At 57.3% G+C, this 17,446-nt stretch carries 16 protein-coding genes; 6 read left to right on the plus strand and 10 right to left on the minus strand.

Going from position 1 to position 17,446, the window contains the following annotated elements; all coding sequences use genetic code 11:
* Positions 1 to 11: 11 nt before the first annotated feature.
* On the minus strand, positions 12 to 590 hold the full coding sequence (gene nudK / locus SB719_RS17275) for a GDP-mannose pyrophosphatase NudK (RefSeq protein WP_065648726.1): 579 nt from the start codon (positions 588 to 590) through the stop codon (positions 12 to 14).
* A gap of 143 nt (positions 591 to 733) precedes the next feature.
* On the minus strand, positions 734 to 2,236 hold the full coding sequence (ansP, locus tag SB719_RS17280) for an L-asparagine permease (RefSeq protein ID WP_065648725.1): 1,503 nt from the start codon (positions 2,234 to 2,236) through the stop codon (positions 734 to 736).
* Between the two features lie 529 nt (positions 2,237 to 2,765).
* On the opposite strand from ansP, the gene acrD reads away from it, so the two are divergent.
* Positions 2,766 to 5,882 (plus strand): multidrug efflux RND transporter permease AcrD, encoded by a 3,117-nt coding sequence (acrD, locus tag SB719_RS17285; RefSeq protein WP_314688551.1) that lies wholly within the window; start codon positions 2,766 to 2,768, stop codon positions 5,880 to 5,882.
* Between the two features lie 103 nt (positions 5,883 to 5,985).
* On the opposite strand, the gene ypfM is transcribed toward acrD, so the two are convergent.
* On the minus strand, positions 5,986 to 6,045 hold the full coding sequence (ypfM, locus tag SB719_RS17290) for a protein YpfM (RefSeq protein ID WP_104085366.1): 60 nt from the start codon (positions 6,043 to 6,045) through the stop codon (positions 5,986 to 5,988).
* A 395-nt stretch (positions 6,046 to 6,440) separates the two neighbouring features.
* Here ypfM and SB719_RS17295 point away from each other — a divergent pair, with 395 nt between their 5' ends.
* The 3 genes from SB719_RS17295 to SB719_RS17305 are packed head-to-tail and all read left to right on the plus strand — an operon-like array spanning position 6,441 to position 8,150.
* Positions 6,441 to 6,809, plus strand: coding sequence for an ArsC family reductase (locus tag SB719_RS17295; RefSeq protein WP_292969868.1), 369 nt, complete (start codon positions 6,441 to 6,443; stop codon positions 6,807 to 6,809).
* 1 nt (position 6,810) lies between these two features.
* The gene (gene dapE, locus SB719_RS17300; RefSeq protein ID WP_065648723.1) at positions 6,811 to 7,938 is read left to right on the plus strand and encodes a succinyl-diaminopimelate desuccinylase; all 1,128 of its coding nucleotides are present in this window, start codon (positions 6,811 to 6,813) and stop codon (positions 7,936 to 7,938) included.
* Positions 7,939 to 7,961: 23 nt separating this feature from the next.
* Positions 7,962 to 8,150, plus strand: coding sequence for a YpfN family protein (locus SB719_RS17305; protein WP_039379517.1), 189 nt, complete (start codon positions 7,962 to 7,964; stop codon positions 8,148 to 8,150).
* Positions 8,151 to 8,426: 276 nt separating this feature from the next.
* Here the strand turns inward: SB719_RS17305 and ypfH are convergent, their stop codons facing one another.
* The 6 genes from ypfH to dapA all read right to left on the minus strand — a co-directional run bounded on the left by ypfH (position 8,427) and on the right by dapA (position 14,951).
* On the minus strand, positions 8,427 to 9,119 hold the full coding sequence (ypfH, locus tag SB719_RS17310; RefSeq protein WP_412159515.1) for an esterase: 693 nt from the start codon (positions 9,117 to 9,119) through the stop codon (positions 8,427 to 8,429).
* A gap of 73 nt (positions 9,120 to 9,192) precedes the next feature.
* Positions 9,193 to 11,163, minus strand: coding sequence for a tRNA(Met) cytidine acetyltransferase TmcA (locus SB719_RS17315; RefSeq protein WP_314689740.1), 1,971 nt, complete (start codon positions 11,161 to 11,163; stop codon positions 9,193 to 9,195).
* The gene (locus tag SB719_RS17320; protein ID WP_065648720.1) at positions 11,163 to 12,023 is read right to left on the minus strand and encodes a neutral zinc metallopeptidase; all 861 of its coding nucleotides are present in this window, start codon (positions 12,021 to 12,023) and stop codon (positions 11,163 to 11,165) included. Before SB719_RS17320 ends, SB719_RS17315 begins: the two co-directional genes overlap by 1 nt.
* 146 nt (positions 12,024 to 12,169) lie before the next feature.
* The gene (purC, locus tag SB719_RS17325; RefSeq protein WP_065648719.1) at positions 12,170 to 12,883 is read right to left on the minus strand and encodes a phosphoribosylaminoimidazolesuccinocarboxamide synthase; all 714 of its coding nucleotides are present in this window, start codon (positions 12,881 to 12,883) and stop codon (positions 12,170 to 12,172) included.
* A 143-nt stretch (positions 12,884 to 13,026) separates the two neighbouring features.
* The gene (gene bamC, locus SB719_RS17330; protein WP_065648718.1) at positions 13,027 to 14,058 is read right to left on the minus strand and encodes an outer membrane protein assembly factor BamC; all 1,032 of its coding nucleotides are present in this window, start codon (positions 14,056 to 14,058) and stop codon (positions 13,027 to 13,029) included.
* 14 nt (positions 14,059 to 14,072) lie between these two features.
* Positions 14,073 to 14,951, minus strand: a complete 879-nt coding sequence (gene dapA, locus SB719_RS17335; protein WP_065648717.1) for a 4-hydroxy-tetrahydrodipicolinate synthase — start codon at positions 14,949 to 14,951, stop codon at positions 14,073 to 14,075.
* A gap of 143 nt (positions 14,952 to 15,094) precedes the next feature.
* Between dapA and SB719_RS17340 the strand changes: the two genes are divergently transcribed.
* Together SB719_RS17340 and bcp are read left to right on the plus strand one after the other, a co-directional pair.
* Positions 15,095 to 15,661 (plus strand): glycine cleavage system transcriptional repressor, encoded by a 567-nt coding sequence (locus SB719_RS17340; protein ID WP_065648716.1) that lies wholly within the window; start codon positions 15,095 to 15,097, stop codon positions 15,659 to 15,661.
* A 141-nt stretch (positions 15,662 to 15,802) separates the two neighbouring features.
* Positions 15,803 to 16,270: a thioredoxin-dependent thiol peroxidase gene (gene bcp / locus SB719_RS17345; RefSeq protein WP_065648715.1), complete on the plus strand. Its 468-nt coding sequence runs from the start codon at positions 15,803 to 15,805 to the stop codon at positions 16,268 to 16,270.
* A 44-nt stretch (positions 16,271 to 16,314) separates the two neighbouring features.
* Here the strand turns inward: bcp and SB719_RS17350 are convergent, their stop codons facing one another.
* The gene (locus SB719_RS17350) at positions 16,315 to 17,385 is read right to left on the minus strand and encodes an AI-2E family transporter (RefSeq protein WP_412159516.1); all 1,071 of its coding nucleotides are present in this window, start codon (positions 17,383 to 17,385) and stop codon (positions 16,315 to 16,317) included.
* Positions 17,386 to 17,446 lie beyond the last annotated feature (61 nt).

Raw genomic sequence — 17,446 nt, forward strand, 5'->3', positions numbered from 1 at the left:
CTGCGCTCCGGTTACGCCTTCAGCCATCCGGCTATCTGCGCATGCTGCAGCAGCATAATGGTTTTACCGTCACAAATGCGCCCCGCTTTTACCATCGCCAGCGCCTCCGGGAACGGCAGCTCCAGTACGGTGATCGCTTCATCTTCAACGCCACCGCCGCTGTTCGCGCGCGTCGCCTCACTATATTCTGCGGCAAAGAAGTGGATCAGCTCCGTGACGCCGCCCGGTGACATATAGGCGGCGAAGAGTTTCTCTACCTTTCCCGCCTGATAGCCCGTCTCCTCAATCGCCTCTTTGCGGATGCAATCTTCCGGCGTGTCATCGTCGAGCAGTCCGGCGCAGGCTTCAATCAGCTCACCGCTTTCGTTGCCGTTAACATAAGTGGCAATGCGAAACTGACGGGTCAGCACCACGCTGTTTTTTTCACGATTGTAGAGCAGAATCGTTGCGCCGTTACCGCGATCGTAGACCTCACGTTTGTGCCGTACCACCTCGCCATTGCTGCGGGTCAGTTCGTAGGTGTAATTGCGCAGCACAAACCAGTTTTCAGACAGGATTTTATTTTTAATGATGTTGATGGTGAATGCCATGAGCGCTCCGCTGCTTTGCTGAGAGAAGCTGAAATGATAGGCGGCAGCGGCGGGGAAAACTATCTGAATTCCCTGTGCGGCGACAGGTATAACAGATAAAAAAACGGGAGCCCGCAGGCTCCCGTTACTTTACAGAGAAGGGTTTAGCGTCCGCTTTCGTCCGCCAGCTGCGGTGACGCATCGCTGCTGTCATCCGCGTGCACCTCATGCTCTTTCATCGCCTCTGCCTGTACGCGTTTACGTACGCCAAACCAGCCAAGCACCAGCAGCACGGCGATCAGAGGAATGGATGCAATGGTGTAGGTGCCATTAGGGTAGTCGAATGCCATCAGCACCAGCACGCTGAGTAAGAACAGCAGCGTCAGCCAGGAGGTGAACGGCGCCCACGGCAGCTTAAAGCTGACATCTTCTGCCTTGCCCTCTTTGATCGCTTTGCGCAGGCGCATCTGGCAGACCACGATAAAGCCCCATGAGGAGATGATCCCCAGCGAAGCAACGTTCAGGACAATCTCAAACACCTGCGACGGCACATAGTAGTTCAGCACTACGCCAACGATGTAAACCGCTACCGTGACCAGGATACCGGCATACGGCACCTGCTGCTTGCTCATCTTCGACATAAACTCCGGCGCGGAGCCGCCCATCGACATCGAGCGCAGGATACGGCCGGTTGAATAGAGACCAGAGTTAAGGCTGGAGAGCGCCGCGCTCAGGACCACGATGTTCATGATACTGCCGACATAGGGAACGCCCAGCTTCGAGAAGAACGTCACAAACGGACTCTGTCCCGCCTGGTAGGCATTCCACGGCAGCAGCAGTACCAGCAGCACCACGGAGCCCACATAGAACAGGCCAATACGCCAGATCACGCTGTTGATCGCTTTCGGCAGCATGGTTTTGGGATCTTTGCACTCGCCGGCCGCGGTTCCCACCAGCTCAATCGAGGCAAAGGCGAATACCACTCCCTGCACCAGCACCAGCGCGGCCATCAGGCCATGCGGGAAGAGGCCGCCGTTATCAGTTATCAGATGGAAGCCGGTTGCGTTGCCGTCGAGCGGTTTACCGGTTCCGAGAAACACCACGCCAACAATCAGGAAGATCACGATTGCCAGCACTTTGACCAGGGCAAACCAGAACTCCATTTCGGCAAACCACTTCACGCCAATCATGTTCATGGTGCCGACAATGGCCAGCGCGCCGAGCGCGAATACCCACTGCGGTACGTCGCCAAACGCGCCCCAGTAATGCATATAGAGCGCCACGGCGGTGATATCGACGATCCCGGTCATCGCCCAGTTCACAAAATACATCCAGCCGGCTACATAAGACGCTTTTTCCCCGAGGAATTCACGCGCATAGGAGACAAAGCTGCCGCTTGAGGGGCGATGCAGAACCAGCTCACCCAGCGCACGGAGGATAAAGAAAGAGAAGATGCCGCACACCAGATAGACCAGTGCCAGCGCCGGACCTGCCAGCTGCAGGCGGGCGCCAGCGCCGAGGAACAGACCGGTGCCGATAGCACCGCCGATGGCGATCATTTGTACCTGTCGGTTACCCATCGCTTTGTGGTAACCGGTATCGTGAGAGTTCAGCCAGCGCCTTCTCGCAGCACGCTGTTCGTCGGGCGTTTTTTTAGTATGTTTCATAGCTTTCCTGTTTGTCCTGACCATCAATCACCGGCTGACCAATCGTTTGCGCCTGCGGTGCGAAATGGAGTAAAAAACCGGTACCCGAGCAGTGGAACGATGCGCGTGGTGACCCGGGAAATTACGGCGATGAATCCTACCCGTTCTGCATGAACGAAGCAAAATATACTGGCTGGGTGCACGATCTGATTTGTAAGAATCGGTCGTGACGCACAAAAAACAGGTCAGCAGCGCGACCGGTCGGGAGGACGCCAGAAAAACAGAGGGTATCCGTCGGGAATATCTGCTGTTTTTTCTCAGGCAGCGCGCCGGAAACGAGTGGCCGACAGGAAAGCGTTCTGCTCAGACTGGCCCGCCCGGCAGCGTAACATTTACATTTCTTCCATAATTACTCCACGTTTCTCTGATTTACACCGCGTAAAGTAAAGCAGGCTGGTCTCTGTAGAGTGTACCCGCCTCGCCTGCCAGCGCGCCTGCCGTGCGCGGCTCACATAATAATGAAAAGCTGCCGCTGAGGAGTAACAGAGTTATGTCGGACTTTTTTATCGACCGCCCGGTCTTTGCCTGGGTTCTGGCGATGTTACTCTGTCTGTGCGGTACGCTGGCTATTACCTCCCTTCCGGTTGAACAGTACCCGGATCTCGCTCCGCCCAATGTCCGGATCACGGCTAATTATCCCGGCGCCTCTGCGCAGACGCTGGAGAATACCGTGACGCAGGTTATCGAACAGAATATGACCGGCATCGATAACCTGATGTACATGTCCTCTAACAGCAGCAGTACCGGTCAGGTACAGATTACCCTGACCTTTCTCGCCGGTACCGATCCCGATGAGGCGCGTCAGCAGGTACAGAACCAGCTGCAGAGCGCCCTGCGCAAACTTCCGGCCGCCGTTCAGGCGCAGGGGGTTAACGTCAATAAAACCGGCGACAGCAATATTCTGATGATCGCCTTTGTCTCCACCGATGGCAGCATGGACAAGCAGGATATTGCTGATTACGTTGCCAGTAACATCCAGGATCCGCTTAGCCGCATCGATGGCGTCGGTCAGGTGGATGCCTATGGTTCGCAATACGCCATGCGTATCTGGCTCGATCCCGCCAAACTGACCCGCTATGCGCTCACGACCGCCGACATCATACAGGCGATCGCGTCACAGAATACGCAGGTCGCCGTAGGCCAGGTCGGCGGATTACCGTCCATAGAAAAACAGGCGCTGAACGCCACGGTCAATGCGCAGTCCATGCTACAGACGCCAGAGCAGTTTCGCGCCATTACCTTAAAAAGCAGCAGCAGCGGTGCAGTTGTCACGCTGGGTGATGTGGCCAGCATCGCCATGGGCGCAGAGAAATATGATTATCTGAGCCGCTATAACGGTCAGCCGGCATCAGGCCTGGGCGTCAAGCTGGCTTCAGGCGCGAATGAGATGAATACTGACCGGCTGGTCCGCGCCCGCGTCGCGGAGCTGGCGCACTATTTTCCGCCCGGCCTGGAAGCGAAAATCGCGTTTGAAACCACGCCTTTTGTTAAAGCGTCAATTAAAGATGTTGTTAAAACACTGCTGGAAGCCATTCTGCTGGTCTTTCTGGTGATGTATCTCTTTCTGCAGAATTTCCGCGCCACGCTTATTCCCACGATCGCGGTGCCGGTGGTGCTGCTGGGTACATTTACCGTGCTCTATCTCTGCGGTTTCAGTATTAACACCCTGACCCTGTTTGCCGTGGTGCTGGCGATTGGCCTGCTGGTCGATGATGCGATCGTGGTCGTGGAAAACGTTGAGCGCATCATGAGTGAGGAGGGATTATCGCCGCGCGCCGCCACGCGAAAATCGATGGGTCAGATACAGGGTGCGCTGGTGGGCATTGCGCTGGTTCTCTCCGCGGTCTTTATCCCGATGGCCTTTTTTAGCGGCACGGTGGGTGCCATTTATCGCCAGTTCTCAATCACGATTGTCTCCGCCATGGTGCTGTCGGTGCTGGTGGCGATGATCCTGACGCCCGCGCTCTGCGCCACGCTGCTTAAGCCACTGAAACAGGGCGAACATCATGGTCAGCGTGGATTTTTCGGCTGGTTTAACCGCGCATTTAACGCCGGCACTCAGCGCTACGAGCAGGGCGTGGCGCGGCTGCTGCGCCAGAGTGGCCGCTGGATGCTGCTCTATGCCGCGCTGATCGGCCTGATGGCCTTTCTGTTTTTGCGCCTGCCGACCTCCTTTCTGCCGCTGGAAGACCGCGGCGTATTCATGACGCAGATTCAGCTGCCGCCAGGTTCAACGCTGCAGCAGACGTCACGCGTGGTAGAGAAAGTCGAACATTACTACCTCACGGCAGAAAAAGAGAACGTTACGTCGGTGTTTGCCACCATTGGATCCGGGCCTGGCGGCAACGGTCAGAACGTGGCGCGGCTGTTTGTCCGCCTTACTCCCTGGGATGAACGCCCGGGTGACGACCGCTCCTCTTTTGCCATTATTGAGCGCGCTACCCGCGCATTTACCGCCATTGCTGAAGCGCGCGTGGTCGCCAGCAGTCCGCCAGCCATTAGCGGTATGGGCAGCTCATCCGGCTTTGACCTGCAGCTGCAGGATCACGGCGGCATCGGGCATACGCAGATGATGGCGATGCGCGATAAGCTGCTGGCGCTGGCGTCGGCCGATCCGGCGCTGTCGCGCGTGCGACATAATGGCCTGGACGACACGCCGCAGCTGCAGATTGATATCGACCAGCGCAAAGCGCAGGCGCTCGGCGTCTCGCTGGACACCATCAATCAGACCCTCTCTACTGCCTGGGGCTCGACCTATGTGAATGATTTTCTCGATCGCGGCCGGGTTAAAAAGGTCTATGTGCAGTCTGCGCCGGAGTTTCGTATGCTGCCCGGCGATATCAATAAATGGTACGTGCGCAACAGCAGCGGCGGCATGGTGCCCTTCTCTGCCTTTGCTACCAGCCGCTGGGAAACCGGCTCGCCGCGCCTGGAGCGCTACAACGGTTATGCATCACTGGAAATTGTTGGCGAAGCGGCCAGCGGCGTCAGCAGCGGAACAGCCATGGATGCGATGGAGAAGCTGGTGGCGCAGCTGCCGCTGGGCACTGGCTTCCAGTGGACCGGCGCATCTTATCAGGAACGATTATCCGGCGCGCAGGCCCCGGCGCTCTATGCTATTTCGCTGCTGGTGGTGTTTTTATGCCTCGCAGCCCTCTATGAAAGCTGGTCTATTCCTTTCTCGGTGATGCTGGTTGTGCCGCTGGGCGTCGTGGGTGCCCTGCTGGCAACCTGGCTGCGCGGGCTGGAAAACGACGTCTATTTTCAGGTGGGTCTGCTGACGGTAATCGGCCTCTCGGCGAAAAACGCGATTCTGATCGTGGAGTTTGCGAATGAGATCAACAGTAAAGGCCGCGAACTAAAGCAGGCTACGCTTGAAGCATCGCGTCAGCGCCTGCGCCCGATATTAATGACTTCGCTGGCCTTTATGTTTGGCGTCCTGCCGATGGCGATCAGCAGCGGCGCAGGTTCAGGCAGTCAGCACGCGGTAGGGACCGGCGTTCTGGGCGGTATGCTGACCGCCACGCTGCTGGCTATCTTCTTTGTACCCTTGTTCTTTGTGCTGGTCCGGCGTCGTTTTCCGCTGCGTGAGAAACCGCAGGATTAACCGGCATGAAAAAGCCGCCGGAAGAGGCTCCCGGCGGCTTTATTGATGTGTGTGGTCAGAATCACAGCAAGGGGGGGAAATACCCTGCTTTCCTCGTCACGCGTTACTTACGTAACATCGCTTCGATAAATTCTTTCCAGTTCCCCAGTTCATGTTCAACCATAACAACCTCTCTTATTGTGATGGCAATTGTACGCCGCTTTTTTCTGCAGGTGAATACGTTTTCACCTCTTATCACTATCGGCAGAAGCAGGTAAAAGCTGCAGTTTTTCTTTTTTGTGTCCTGACGCACATTCCTGCAACCTGCTGTACAGGCTGAAAAATAATTTTTTTCGCATGCTGTAGCACAATTCCGTGATTAAGATAATCCTTACCGGCCTGATAATCAGGCAGCGCACAGTTTGCGCTCAAAATGAAAGCGTTTACTGGTCCTGATTAGCGTTTTCGATTAAAGCCTGCAGATGATGAAAAATGCAGGCAACATCCACTGGCGCTCACCGCAGGCAACCCGCTGTGGTAAACTCGCGCGCAGATTTTTTTGCAGAACGGGAAACAGCTATGACAGCGCAGTGGGTGATGTACGGAATCAAAAATTGCGACACCGTAAAAAAAGCGCGCAATGCATTAACCGCATCCGGCATCGACTACCGGTTTCACGATTACCGCGCGGATGGACTGGATGCCGCGCTGCTGCAGCACTTCATTGATCGGCTCGGTTATGAAGCGCTGCTTAATACGCGTGGAACGACCTGGCGTAAGCTGCCGGAAGCAGAGCGTGCCGCGATTAATGATGCGGCCAGCGCCAGCGCCGTGATGCTGGCACAGCCCGCCATCATTAAACGTCCGCTGCTTGCCGCCCCCGATGGCAGCCTGCTGCCGGGCTACAGTGCCGATCTTTACCACGCCTTTATTCAGGAGAAGTCATAACATGTTCTGTCCGGTTATTGAGCTGGCTCAGCAGCTCATCCGTCGCCCTTCGCTGAGTCCGGATGATGCGGGCTGCCAGGCCTTGCTGATCGCCCGGCTGGAGGCTATCGGTTTTCAGATTGAGCAGATGCATATTAATGACACGCTGAACGTCTGGGCCACGCGCGGTCACGGGGAAACTTTAGCGTTTGCCGGACACACAGATGTCGTGCCGCCCGGTGATGCAAATCGCTGGATCAACCCGCCGTTTGAGCCCACTATCCGGGATGGCATGCTGTTTGGACGCGGTGCCGCCGATATGAAGGGCTCGCTGGCAGCGATGGTGGTCGCCGCTGAACGGTTTGTTGCCGCGCATCCGCAGCACAAGGGCCGCCTGGCGTTTCTGATTACCTCCGATGAAGAAGCCAGCGCGGTTAACGGCACGGTCAAAGTGGTGGAGCGCCTCATGGCGCGTCATGAACGCCTGGATTACTGCCTGGTGGGTGAACCCTCCAGTACAGAAATTGTCGGGGATGTGGTGAAAAACGGCCGGCGCGGTTCCATGACCGCAAACCTGACGCTGCACGGCGTGCAGGGCCATGTCGCCTACCCGCACCTGGCAGATAACCCGGTACACCGTGCGATGCCGGCGCTGAATGAGCTGGTGGCCACCGAGTGGGATCAGGGCAACGCTTTCTTTCCGCCAACCAGCATGCAGATTGCGAATGTGCAGGCGGGTACCGGCAGCAATAACGTTATTCCGGGTGAGTTTTTTGTGCAGTTTAACTTTCGCTTCAGCACTGAGCTGACCGATCAGATGATTAAAGATCGCGTGACGGAACTGCTGGATCGCCACCAGCTGCGCTATACGCTGGAGTGGACTGTCTCCGGACAACCCTTCCTGACGTCACGCGGCAAGCTGGTCGACGCCGTGGTAAACGCCGTAACGCACTATAATGAAATTAAGCCGCAGCTGTTAACCACAGGTGGCACCTCCGACGGACGCTTTATTGCCCGTATGGGCGCGCAGGTGGTGGAGCTTGGTCCGGTTAACGCCACAATTCATAAAATCAATGAGTGCGTCAAAGCGTCAGACCTGCAGCTGCTGAGCCGCATGTATCAGCGCATTATGGAGCAGCTGATCGCCTGACCGCACAAACAAGGAGACGGGGCATGGAGTGGTTAAAAGAGTACTGGTGGATACTGGTGATTGTGCTGATGGTGGGCGTGCTGATGAACGTCTATAAAGATCTCAAGCGCATCGATCATAAGAAATATATGGATAACCGGCCGGATTTGCCCCCGCATCGTGATTTCAACGATAAGTGGGATGATGAAGATGACTGGCCAAAGAAAAAATAGGCCTGGGGCGCATGAATGCGCCCCCTACGGGCACCTGTAGGGGCGGCATTCATGCCGCCCTTGTCGCAAACAATCGATGGATAAACCAGGGGCGCATAAATACGCCAGGGGCGCATGAATACGCCAGGGGCGCATGAATGCGCCCCCTACAATTATTGTAGGGGCGGCATTCATGCCGCCCTGGCCGCAATTTGGCAACGGACGCGTAAATACCCAGGGGCGCATGAATGCGCCCCCTACGGGCACCCGCAGGGGCGGCATTTATGCCGCCCGCCCCTACAGAAACATCACAACGTCATCGTTTGGTTTGGCGCCGCTCAGCGCTTCATCAAAATAGCGGCGCGGTATGGTATATTGCAGATGATGCAGCGCCCGCGCCATGCTGCGTTCATCTATCGCATGCGGCAGATCGTCCACCACGTCCAGCGTCACATCTCCCCCCAGCTCAGTCAGACGCTGGTTTGCCGCTTTAGCATGCTGTAGCGGTACCTGTTCGTCATCGTCGCCATGAATAAGATGAATAGTATTACGCCTGCTGGCCCGTTCCGGCAGCGTGGTATAGCGCCCGCTAAAGGCAACTACACGTCCGGCAAGCTCCGGCTGCGCTTTTACGCCCTCCAGTACCATGGTGCTGCCCTGCGAGAAGCCTACCAGCGCCGTCGCTTCCGGCCGGACGCCAGCGGCGCGCTGCCAGTGCCGGACAGACTCAATAAACACCGGCATGACCGCATCAACACACTGCTGCGGCGAACGATCCTGGGCAGGATAATCCATGAACCACTGGCGGCCCTGCGGCACATTACCCGCATAAGGCGCACCAACCGACACCACCTGCGCGTCCGGAAACGCCTGCGCAAACCAGCTGCCAATCTGTGCCATCGCATCAGGGTTATCATCCGCGCCGTGATAAAGCAGAAAGAGCTGTGCAGCCTGCACCGGCTGCTGAACAACAACATATCGTAAAGCCATACTGACCTCCTGTAATCACTATACGCCGCAGCCAGCAGAGTGATACCGGGAAAATTTGAATAAGAACCCTGATTTATTGCAACAACGTCAGCTGCTGCTGCCAGGCTTGCGCTGCCTGCGGATCGAGCCGTTCAAGCGCCTCGGCCGTCTCCTGACGCAGCCGCTGTATCACCGCTTTGCGGCCGCTGAGACCGGCGCTGCTGCCCGCCTCACTCAGCGTCTGTTGCTGAAGCAGTATGGCCTGCGTTAACGGCTGTGGCTGTACGCGTACCAGCCGCTGCAGCACCGCATAGCTCGCTTCGAACGGGCGCTGCGCCCAGGCAAAACCGGCCAGCAATGCCACATCCTCTTCATTAAGATCCTGCTGCAATGCTGTCGCGCCCTGCAGCGGTAAATCGATAAGGTCGCGCAGCCAGACGGCGTCGCGTGCCAGCCGCTGTGCCGCCTGCATCTGCAATAATTTTCCGGCCGGCGTCAGCGCGCAGATAGCCATCGCGGCATAGCAGCCGCTGCTCGCTTCACGCTGCGATCCGACCCGCACCAGCGTGAAGCCGCAGGCGTGCCAGAAACGCCATAGCGTCGCCGTGTAACCAAAGCTCACTGACAGGAAATCGCAGCCGTCGGCCTGCTGACGCGCCTGTGCGACCAGCGCACGGCCCACTCCCTGCTGACGGCAGGCTGCGGTGACCGCAATACGACTGATGCGCAGGGAGCGCAGCGTGGCCGCCGTACAGAAACCCGCGTGGGCCGCCAGGGACTGCGCCACCAGATTACCGCGCGGGCGACGCGTACCCGCCCAGACCGCCTGCGCCAGCGCGATATCCAGCCCGCCCTCTTCAACCAGCCACAGCGCACCGGCCACGCTCTCCGGCGTACCGGCCAGCCAGAGTTGCATCCCCGGCGCGTCCAGCAGGCGTCGCAGGTCGAGCGGCGAGGTACGATAGTGCGCACTCGCCAGCAGACGATAACCCGCTTCCACCGCAGCGGGATGCGCATCCGGTGTTACTTTACAGAGCATTGGTTCTGATGCCGGTTCAGCCTGATCCGCTTCTTCGAACAGCAGCGCGCGATTAAGCCACTGCTCCAGCGGATCCTGAGCGCTCCAGCGCAGGGGTTCATCCAGCGTAAAAGCGTGAACGTCAGGCAGGGTGGCGCAAAAGCGCAGCAGGAAGCCGCGTCCGGTGCCCTCATACCCCTGCACCGTTGTGGTCAGCAGCACGCGCGGAAAACGCGCGACCAGTTGCTGCAGCAGCGGCGCCGGGATCGCGGCAGCCTCATCAACGATCAGCCAGTCAGGCGGCGGATCAGCCGGCTGCTGCAGGATCGCATCAGGAGCCATAAAGGAAAACTGCTCGCCGGCAAACTGCGCCAGCACGTCTGTTGACACCTTTGCCGGAGCCGTGACCAGCACGCGTGACACAGTACGCGCCAGCATGCCGGCCAGCGCCGACTTACCGCGCCCGCGCGGGGCCGTGACCACCGCCACACCGGAGGTGAGCGCCTGCAGCTGAGCAAGAATAGTCGCCTGCTGCTGTGGCGCACGACACTGCCACTGCGGCCAGACGCCTGCGGCGGGCTGACGCACCGGCTGATGCTGACGCTGCAGCAGCACCTGATCATCTGCCAGCATCAGCTGCTGCAGGCGATATATAAAGCGGGGCGTGGCAATCGGCTCTGCAACATCGGCCCAGCGCAGGCTGTCTGCATCGGCAGTTGTCGCCCAGCTCTCCCACGGCGGCGTCAGCAGCAGCAGCCAGCTGCCGGCGCGCAGCGTGCCCGCCAGCGCGGCAAATGCCTCAGCGTGAAAGCCGTATCGCGCGTCGAACAGCGCATGCGTAAACTCACGTCCCAGCAGCGTACGCAGCGCGGCCGGGGCAACGTGCGGCGTCAGGTCGCGGGCGCTGCTCAGCGTGATCCAGTCACCCGGCAGCGCCTGCTGCCATAGACCGGCCTGCTCGCGCACCCAGTGTGCATCGCCCGCAATCACCGCTAAGCGACGAATGCCTGCCTGCTGCATCGCCGCCGTGATCACTGCACAGGACATCAGTTTGTGGCGAAGGTGTTACACTGGCCCGGATCGCCGCCGTCATAACCGCGTTTGAACCAGGTGTAACGCTGTTCAGATGTGCCGTGCGTGAAGCTGTCCGGCACCACGCGCCCCTGGCTCTGCTGCTGCAGGCGGTCGTCACCAATCGCTTCTGCCGCGTTAAGCGCCTCCTGCAAATCGCCTGTTTCCAGAATGTTCTGCTGCTGCATATAGTGGCCCCAGACGCCGGCAAAACAGTCGGCCTGCAGCTCCATTTTCACTGACAGCTGATTCACCTGTTTCTCGCTGGCCCCCTGCTGCATCTCTCGTACTTTCGGCTCGATACCCAGCAGTTTCTGCACGTGATGCCCTACTTCATGCGCAATCACGTAGCCCTGCGCAAAGTCGCCGCCTGCGCCGAGTTTGGTTTTCATCTCATCGTAGAACGAAAGATCAATATAGACACTCTGGTCAGCCGGACAGTAAAACGGGCCCATCGCCGCCTGGCCGGTTCCGCAGTGGGTGCGCGTCACGCCGCGATACATCACCAGCTTTGGTGGCACATACTGTTTGTTCATCTGCTTAAACAGCTTGTCCCAGGTATCTTCTGTGGTCGCAAGGATCACCGAGGTAAATTTCGCCGCCTCGTTATCCTGCGCGGAGTCCACCTGGCGCTGCTGCACCGGTGCGCCGCCCCCGCCGCCCAGCAGTCCGGTAAGGTCATAACCGTAATACCCGGCGACCGCTACCACCACCAGCAGGATAATGCCGCCTTTGCCACGCGGCAGCCGGATCTGTCGCCCGCCTCCGCCAAAACCTGATGATTCGCCGCGACGATCTTCCACATTGTCGCTTTCACGACGCCCTTGCCAGCGCATGGCCTGCTCCTGTTTATTTTTCTTCAGATAGGCATGATTTTAGATGGGGCCAGGCATAATCACCAGCGTTGCAGCCCGGCAGATGACGGATATAAAAAAGGGCCGTCTGCAGAGACGACCCGATATTACCTGCCACGTGATGCGGTTTAGTCGAGTTTTACCCCGAGGCGCTGCGCTACGGCTTCATACGCTTCAACGACGCCGCCGAGGCTCTGACGAAAACGGTCTTTATCCATTTTGTCCATGGTCTCTTTGTCCCACAGGCGCGCGCCGTCGGGTGAGAACTCATCGCCCAGCGTAACTTCACCGTTGAACAGACCAAACTCCAGCTTGAAATCCACCAGAATCAGACCGGCGTCATCAAACAGTTTGCTCAGTACCTCGTTGGCTTTATACGTCAGCTCCTGCATACGTGCCAGGTTCGCTTTACTGACCCAGCCAAAGGTTTCGCAGTACGACTCGTTGACCATCGGATCATGTTTGGCGTCATCTTTCAGGAAGAGATCAAACAGCGGCGGACTGAGCAGCATGCCCTCTTCCACACCAAGGCGTTTGACCAGCGATCCGGCCGCGCGGTTGCGGATCACACACTCTACCGGCACCATCTCCAGCTTTTTCACCAGCGCTTCGTTATCAGACAGCAGCGCTTCCATCTGAGTAGGAATGCCCGCTTCCTGCAGCCTGGTCATAATAAAGTGGTTAAACTTGTTGTTTACCATGCCTTTACGATCAAACTGTTCGATTCGCGCTCCGTCTCCTGCTGATGTATCGTTGCGGAACTCAAGTACCAGCAAATCCGGATTGTCGGTACTGTATACGGTTTTCGCTTTACCGCGATACAACTCAGCTCGCTTTTGCATCTTGTTAACTCCAGACATGAAATAACCCGTGTTCAGCGGTGTTCCACCGCGCAACGACTGCGTGACGCAATCGTTTACCTCGCCGGGCGCCATTATGCCAAAATCAAAACAAAAAGGCCGGAGAATCTCCGGCCTTTACACAATTATTTATTCAGTGCACCCTGCATGACGGCGACCAGCGCATCGTTCTGCGCCTGGGTCAGCACGTGACCCTTGGGATCGATAAACTGCAAACTACTGCGGTTATCAAGGTCGCCGACCTGCAGCTTATAGTCACCGTTCGGCAGCTCCGGATCTTTGGCGCCAATCGCGTCAAATGCACTGCTGCCCGGTTGCTTGTAGGTCACTTTCAGACTACCCTGCGAACGGTTGTCATCTGTGACTTCCATGCCTGCACGCTGCAGCGCCGCCGGCAGTCGCTGCCAGGTGACGTTAAACGGCGAACGCAGGATCAGCAGCGGCAGGCCGGTGTCATCCGCGCCACTCTGTACATCGATCTGCCCGGTTGCACGCCCGGCGGCGGCATCCTGACTGGCGGTATCGATCTTATCCAGACCGGTGCTGAGATCGTTAAGCATCTGGCCGGTATAGCGCTGAACCTGAGCCGGTGAAGTCACCGTCTGGCCCTGCTGCTGCAGTTCAAGCAGACGCACCGTCAGAACCTGCTGATACCCCTGGTTCTGGACGCTGATCTGATAGCGCCCGCGATACTGATTATCTTCATCTGCGCGGTTCCACTGCACCCAATCGGTAGTGAGCTGCTGCCCGGCATCATTACGCTGAGCAATCGGGAATTTATAGGATTGCACCACGTTGACCACCTGTGACCAGATAGAGCCACGGCTGCTTTCCAGCGCGAGTACGCCGGTATTACCGGTGAACTGCGCCCGGGTACCGTTCATCAGCGCCAGCGGCTGCGCCGGCGGACGGATATCAAGCGCTTTACCCAGTGCGCCATTGGCTACGCGATGCGGAACCTCATAGTCGCCGTTCTGTATCGGCAGTATTGCTCCTGCCGGCGCGTTTAAATCACGCAGTTCAGGCGTCTGAAGATAGGACTCATCGCCGCTCACCTGGCGCTTGTAACGCTGATCGCTGGAACAGGCTGTCAGCAGCAACAGGGTAGACAGGCCCGCTACTGTTGCCAGCGTCGAACGCTTAACTGAAAAACTCATTGATTCTCCCTAAATTAACGCAGACCCGCTTTAATAAGTGCCTGCGCTGTTTTTTCCTGACCCGCGCTGGTCAGCGGCGTCATTGGCAGGCGCAGCGTGTCATCCGCGATCAATCCCAGCTGTTTCGCGGCCCATTTTACCGGAATAGGATTGGGCTCACAGAAAAGCGTCTGGTGCAGATGCATCAGACGCTGATTCAGGCGGCGCGCGTCGGCAAATTTGCCCTCCTGCGCCAGCGCGCAGAGTTCAGCCATTTCACGCGCCGCAATGTTGGCGGTGACAGAAATAACGCCTTTGCCGCCCAGCTGCATGGAATCCAGCGCGGTGGCATCATCGCCACTGACAATAATGAACTCGTCACCAACCAGCTGTTGGATCTGTGAAACGCGCGATAAGTTCCCGGTCGCCTCTTTAATACCGATAATATTTTTGATTTCCGCCAGGCGTGCCACTGTTTCCGGCAGCATGTCGCAGCCGGTACGTGACGGGACGTTATAAAGCATCTGCGGCAGGTCGGTGCTTTCCGCAATCGCTTTGAAGTGCTGATAAAGCCCTTCCTGAGTCGGACGATTGTAGTAAGGCGTTACGGTCAGACAGCCGACTACGCCGGTGCCGGTAAAGCGTTTTGTCAGAGAGATCCCTTCAGCAGTGGCGTTAGCGCCCGTTCCGGCAATGACCGGAATACGGCCATCGGCCAGCTCCAGGGTTTGCATAACCACATCACCATGCTCTTCATGGCTGAGCGTTGCAGATTCGCCGGTGGTGCCAACAGAAACGATCGCTGCGGTTCCGCTGGCGACATGATAATCAATCAGTTTTTTCAGACTCGGGCGGCAAACCTGGCCCTGGTCATTCATAGGCGTAATGAGTGCAACAATACTTCCGGTGAACATGGGCTATCCCCTCGACAAACAAGTGCCTCATGTTACGTTTTACCTTGAAAGAAAAGCAAGCGAGCCAGCCCATTCCCGCGCTTGTCAGCAGTTTTTTTTATGTTTACCTTATAGTTATTAGCGAACGTACAGGAAAACTCATTTTGTCGCAGCCACAGCCGCATCATCTGGTCATCACTGCCCTTGGCGTTGATCGTCCAGGTATCGTTAACGCTATTACCCGCCATGTCAGCAGTTGCGGCTGTAATATAGAAGATAGCCGTCTGGCCATGCTCGGCGATGAGTTCACCTTTATTATGCTGCTTTCCGGCAGCTGGAACGCTATCACGCTGATTGAATCCACCCTGCCGATGAAAGGGGCTGAGCTGGAGCTGCTGATAGTAATGAAGCGAACGAATGCGCGCGCCACGCCACCGATGCCGGTGACGGTCCGGGTTCAGGTAGAAGTGCCGGATTCACCACGCATTATTGAGCGCTTTACCGATCTGTTTGATAAACACCAGCTGAACATCGCTGAGCTGGTATCGCGTATCAACCCGGCTCAGGACAATGAACAGCCGGTACTCTATATTCAGATGACGGCACACAGCCCGGCTAACCGGGTCAGCGCGCCCATAGAGCAGGCGTTTAATCAGCTCTGTGAAGAACTGCATGCACAGGGCTCAATTCGCCTCTATAGTGTCACCGACGACAGCAGCAGTGTCCTGTAATCAGGCTCCGGGTTATTTCGCCACACACTCTGTTGCGGCAACATAACGTGTTATGAAATAACCCTGAGGTAAACGTCCGGCAGGCCAGCAGGCGATGCCGGGTGTCATACCCACAGCATGAACAAAAAACGGAGAGTTGTGATGAATCCACTGAAAGCCGGTGATACCGCACCGAAATTTAGCTTGCCCGATCAGGACGGCGAACAAGTAAATTTGGCCGACTTCCAGGGACAGCGTGTTCTGGTCTATTTCTACCCGAAAGCGATGACGCCAGGCTGTACCACTCAGGCCTGCGGCCTGCGCGACAACATGGATGAGTTGAAAAAAGCGGGCGTTGAGGTACTGGGTATCAGCACCGACAAGCCGGAAAAACTGTCCCGTTTTGTTGAGAAAGAGCTGCTGAATTTCACGCTGCTCTCTGATGAAGATCACCAGGTGTGCGAGCAGTTTGGCGTTTGGGGTGAAAAGTCCTTTATGGGCAAAAGCTACGATGGCATTCACCGCATCAGCTTCCTGATTGGTCAGGATGGTAAAGTGGAGAAGGTGTTCGACAGCTTTAAAACTTCAGACCATCACGATATCGTGCTGGATTACGTTAAGTCTGCCTGATCACAAGCGGTGCGCTTCCGCTGCGCACCGCTTCCCATTACCTCTTACTCTGTGACCTGCCGTTCCGGCATGGTTTCCGGCCAGGCGCGCACCACCGCTTTCACCAGCGTGGCCAGCGGAATAGCAAAAAATACGCCCCAGAACCCCCACAGTCCGCCAAAAATAACCACTGACAGAATAATCACCAGCGGATGCAGGTTCACCGCCTCTGAAAACAGTACCGGGACCAGTACGTTGCCATCCAGTGCCTGAATCACCAGATACACCACCATCAGCGTCCAGAAGTCGCTGCTGAGCCCCCACTGAAACAGTCCGACGCCGATCACCGGCAGCGTGACAGCCAGCGCACCGACGTAAGGGATCAGTACCGAAACGCCCACCAGCACCGCCAGCAGCAGCGCGTAATTGAGTCCCAGCACTAAAAAAGCGATCCAGCTGACGACGCCGGTCACCACCATCTCCAGCACTTTGCCGCGAATATAGTTGGTGATTTGCTGATTCATCTCTTTCCATACCGTACCTGCCAGCCCGCGATTACGCGGCAGCACGCGCCGTACTGCGTTCAGCATCTGATCTTTATCTTTCAGCAGGAAAAACACCATCAGCGGCACCAGTACCAGATAGATCATCAGCGTCATCAGGCCAACCAGCGAAGCCAGCGAATAGCGCACCAGAGATTCGCCCAGGCCGGTCAGGCGGCTGCGCAGATTTTCCACGATAATATCGATAATGCCTGCATCCACCAGCGCCGGAAAACGCTGCGGCAGCGCAGCAGCAGAGACATAGAGCTTGTTAAGCATGTTGGGCAGATCGCGCGTCAGGTTAATGCCCTGCTGCCAGGCAACCGGCGCCACTATCAGTACCATAACCAGCAGAATGCCGGCGAAAAGTATTAACACGATGCTGGTTGCCCAGCTGCGGCTGCAGCCGATACGCTGCAGCCGGACCACAGGCCACTCAAGCAGATAAGCGAGCACCAGCGCCACCAGCAGCGGGGCCAGCAACCCGCTAAAGAAAAACAGAATGCAGAACGCCGTCAGCAGAATCACCAGCAGGCCAATCGCCTGCGGATCGCTGAAGCGACGCTTGTACCATTGAAACAACAAAGACAACATCAACCTTATCCTTTTACTGCACCAGAACGGCACGTAGCCGTCCGCTTATCGACCCGCACGG

Source organism: Pantoea sp. SIMBA_079, assembly GCF_046940275.1.
GTDB classification, from domain to species: domain Bacteria; phylum Pseudomonadota; class Gammaproteobacteria; order Enterobacterales; family Enterobacteriaceae; genus Pantoea; species Pantoea borealis.

What these genes read in the sequence shown, in the direction of transcription:
- nudK (WP_065648726.1), bottom strand. Translation starts at nt 590, where the DNA reads ATGGCATTCACCATCAACATCATTAAAAATAAAATCCTGTCTGAAAAC.
- ansP (WP_065648725.1), bottom strand. Translation starts at nt 2,236, where the DNA reads ATGAAACATACTAAAAAAACGCCCGACGAACAGCGTGCTGCGAGAAGG.
- acrD (WP_314688551.1), top strand. Translation starts at nt 2,766, where the DNA reads ATGTCGGACTTTTTTATCGACCGCCCGGTCTTTGCCTGGGTTCTGGCG.
- SB719_RS17295 (WP_292969868.1), top strand. Translation starts at nt 6,441, where the DNA reads ATGACAGCGCAGTGGGTGATGTACGGAATCAAAAATTGCGACACCGTA.
- dapE (WP_065648723.1), top strand. Translation starts at nt 6,811, where the DNA reads ATGTTCTGTCCGGTTATTGAGCTGGCTCAGCAGCTCATCCGTCGCCCT.
- SB719_RS17305 (WP_039379517.1), top strand. Translation starts at nt 7,962, where the DNA reads ATGGAGTGGTTAAAAGAGTACTGGTGGATACTGGTGATTGTGCTGATG.
- ypfH (WP_412159515.1), bottom strand. Translation starts at nt 9,119, where the DNA reads ATGGCTTTACGATATGTTGTTGTTCAGCAGCCGGTGCAGGCTGCACAG.
- SB719_RS17315 (WP_314689740.1), bottom strand. Translation starts at nt 11,163, where the DNA reads ATGTCCTGTGCAGTGATCACGGCGGCGATGCAGCAGGCAGGCATTCGT.
- SB719_RS17320 (WP_065648720.1), bottom strand. Translation starts at nt 12,023, where the DNA reads ATGCGCTGGCAAGGGCGTCGTGAAAGCGACAATGTGGAAGATCGTCGC.
- purC (WP_065648719.1), bottom strand. Translation starts at nt 12,883, where the DNA reads ATGCAAAAGCGAGCTGAGTTGTATCGCGGTAAAGCGAAAACCGTATAC.
- bamC (WP_065648718.1), bottom strand. Translation starts at nt 14,058, where the DNA reads ATGAGTTTTTCAGTTAAGCGTTCGACGCTGGCAACAGTAGCGGGCCTG.
- dapA (WP_065648717.1), bottom strand. Translation starts at nt 14,951, where the DNA reads ATGTTCACCGGAAGTATTGTTGCACTCATTACGCCTATGAATGACCAG.
- bcp (WP_065648715.1), top strand. Translation starts at nt 15,803, where the DNA reads ATGAATCCACTGAAAGCCGGTGATACCGCACCGAAATTTAGCTTGCCC.
- SB719_RS17350 (WP_412159516.1), bottom strand. Translation starts at nt 17,385, where the DNA reads ATGTTGTCTTTGTTGTTTCAATGGTACAAGCGTCGCTTCAGCGATCCG.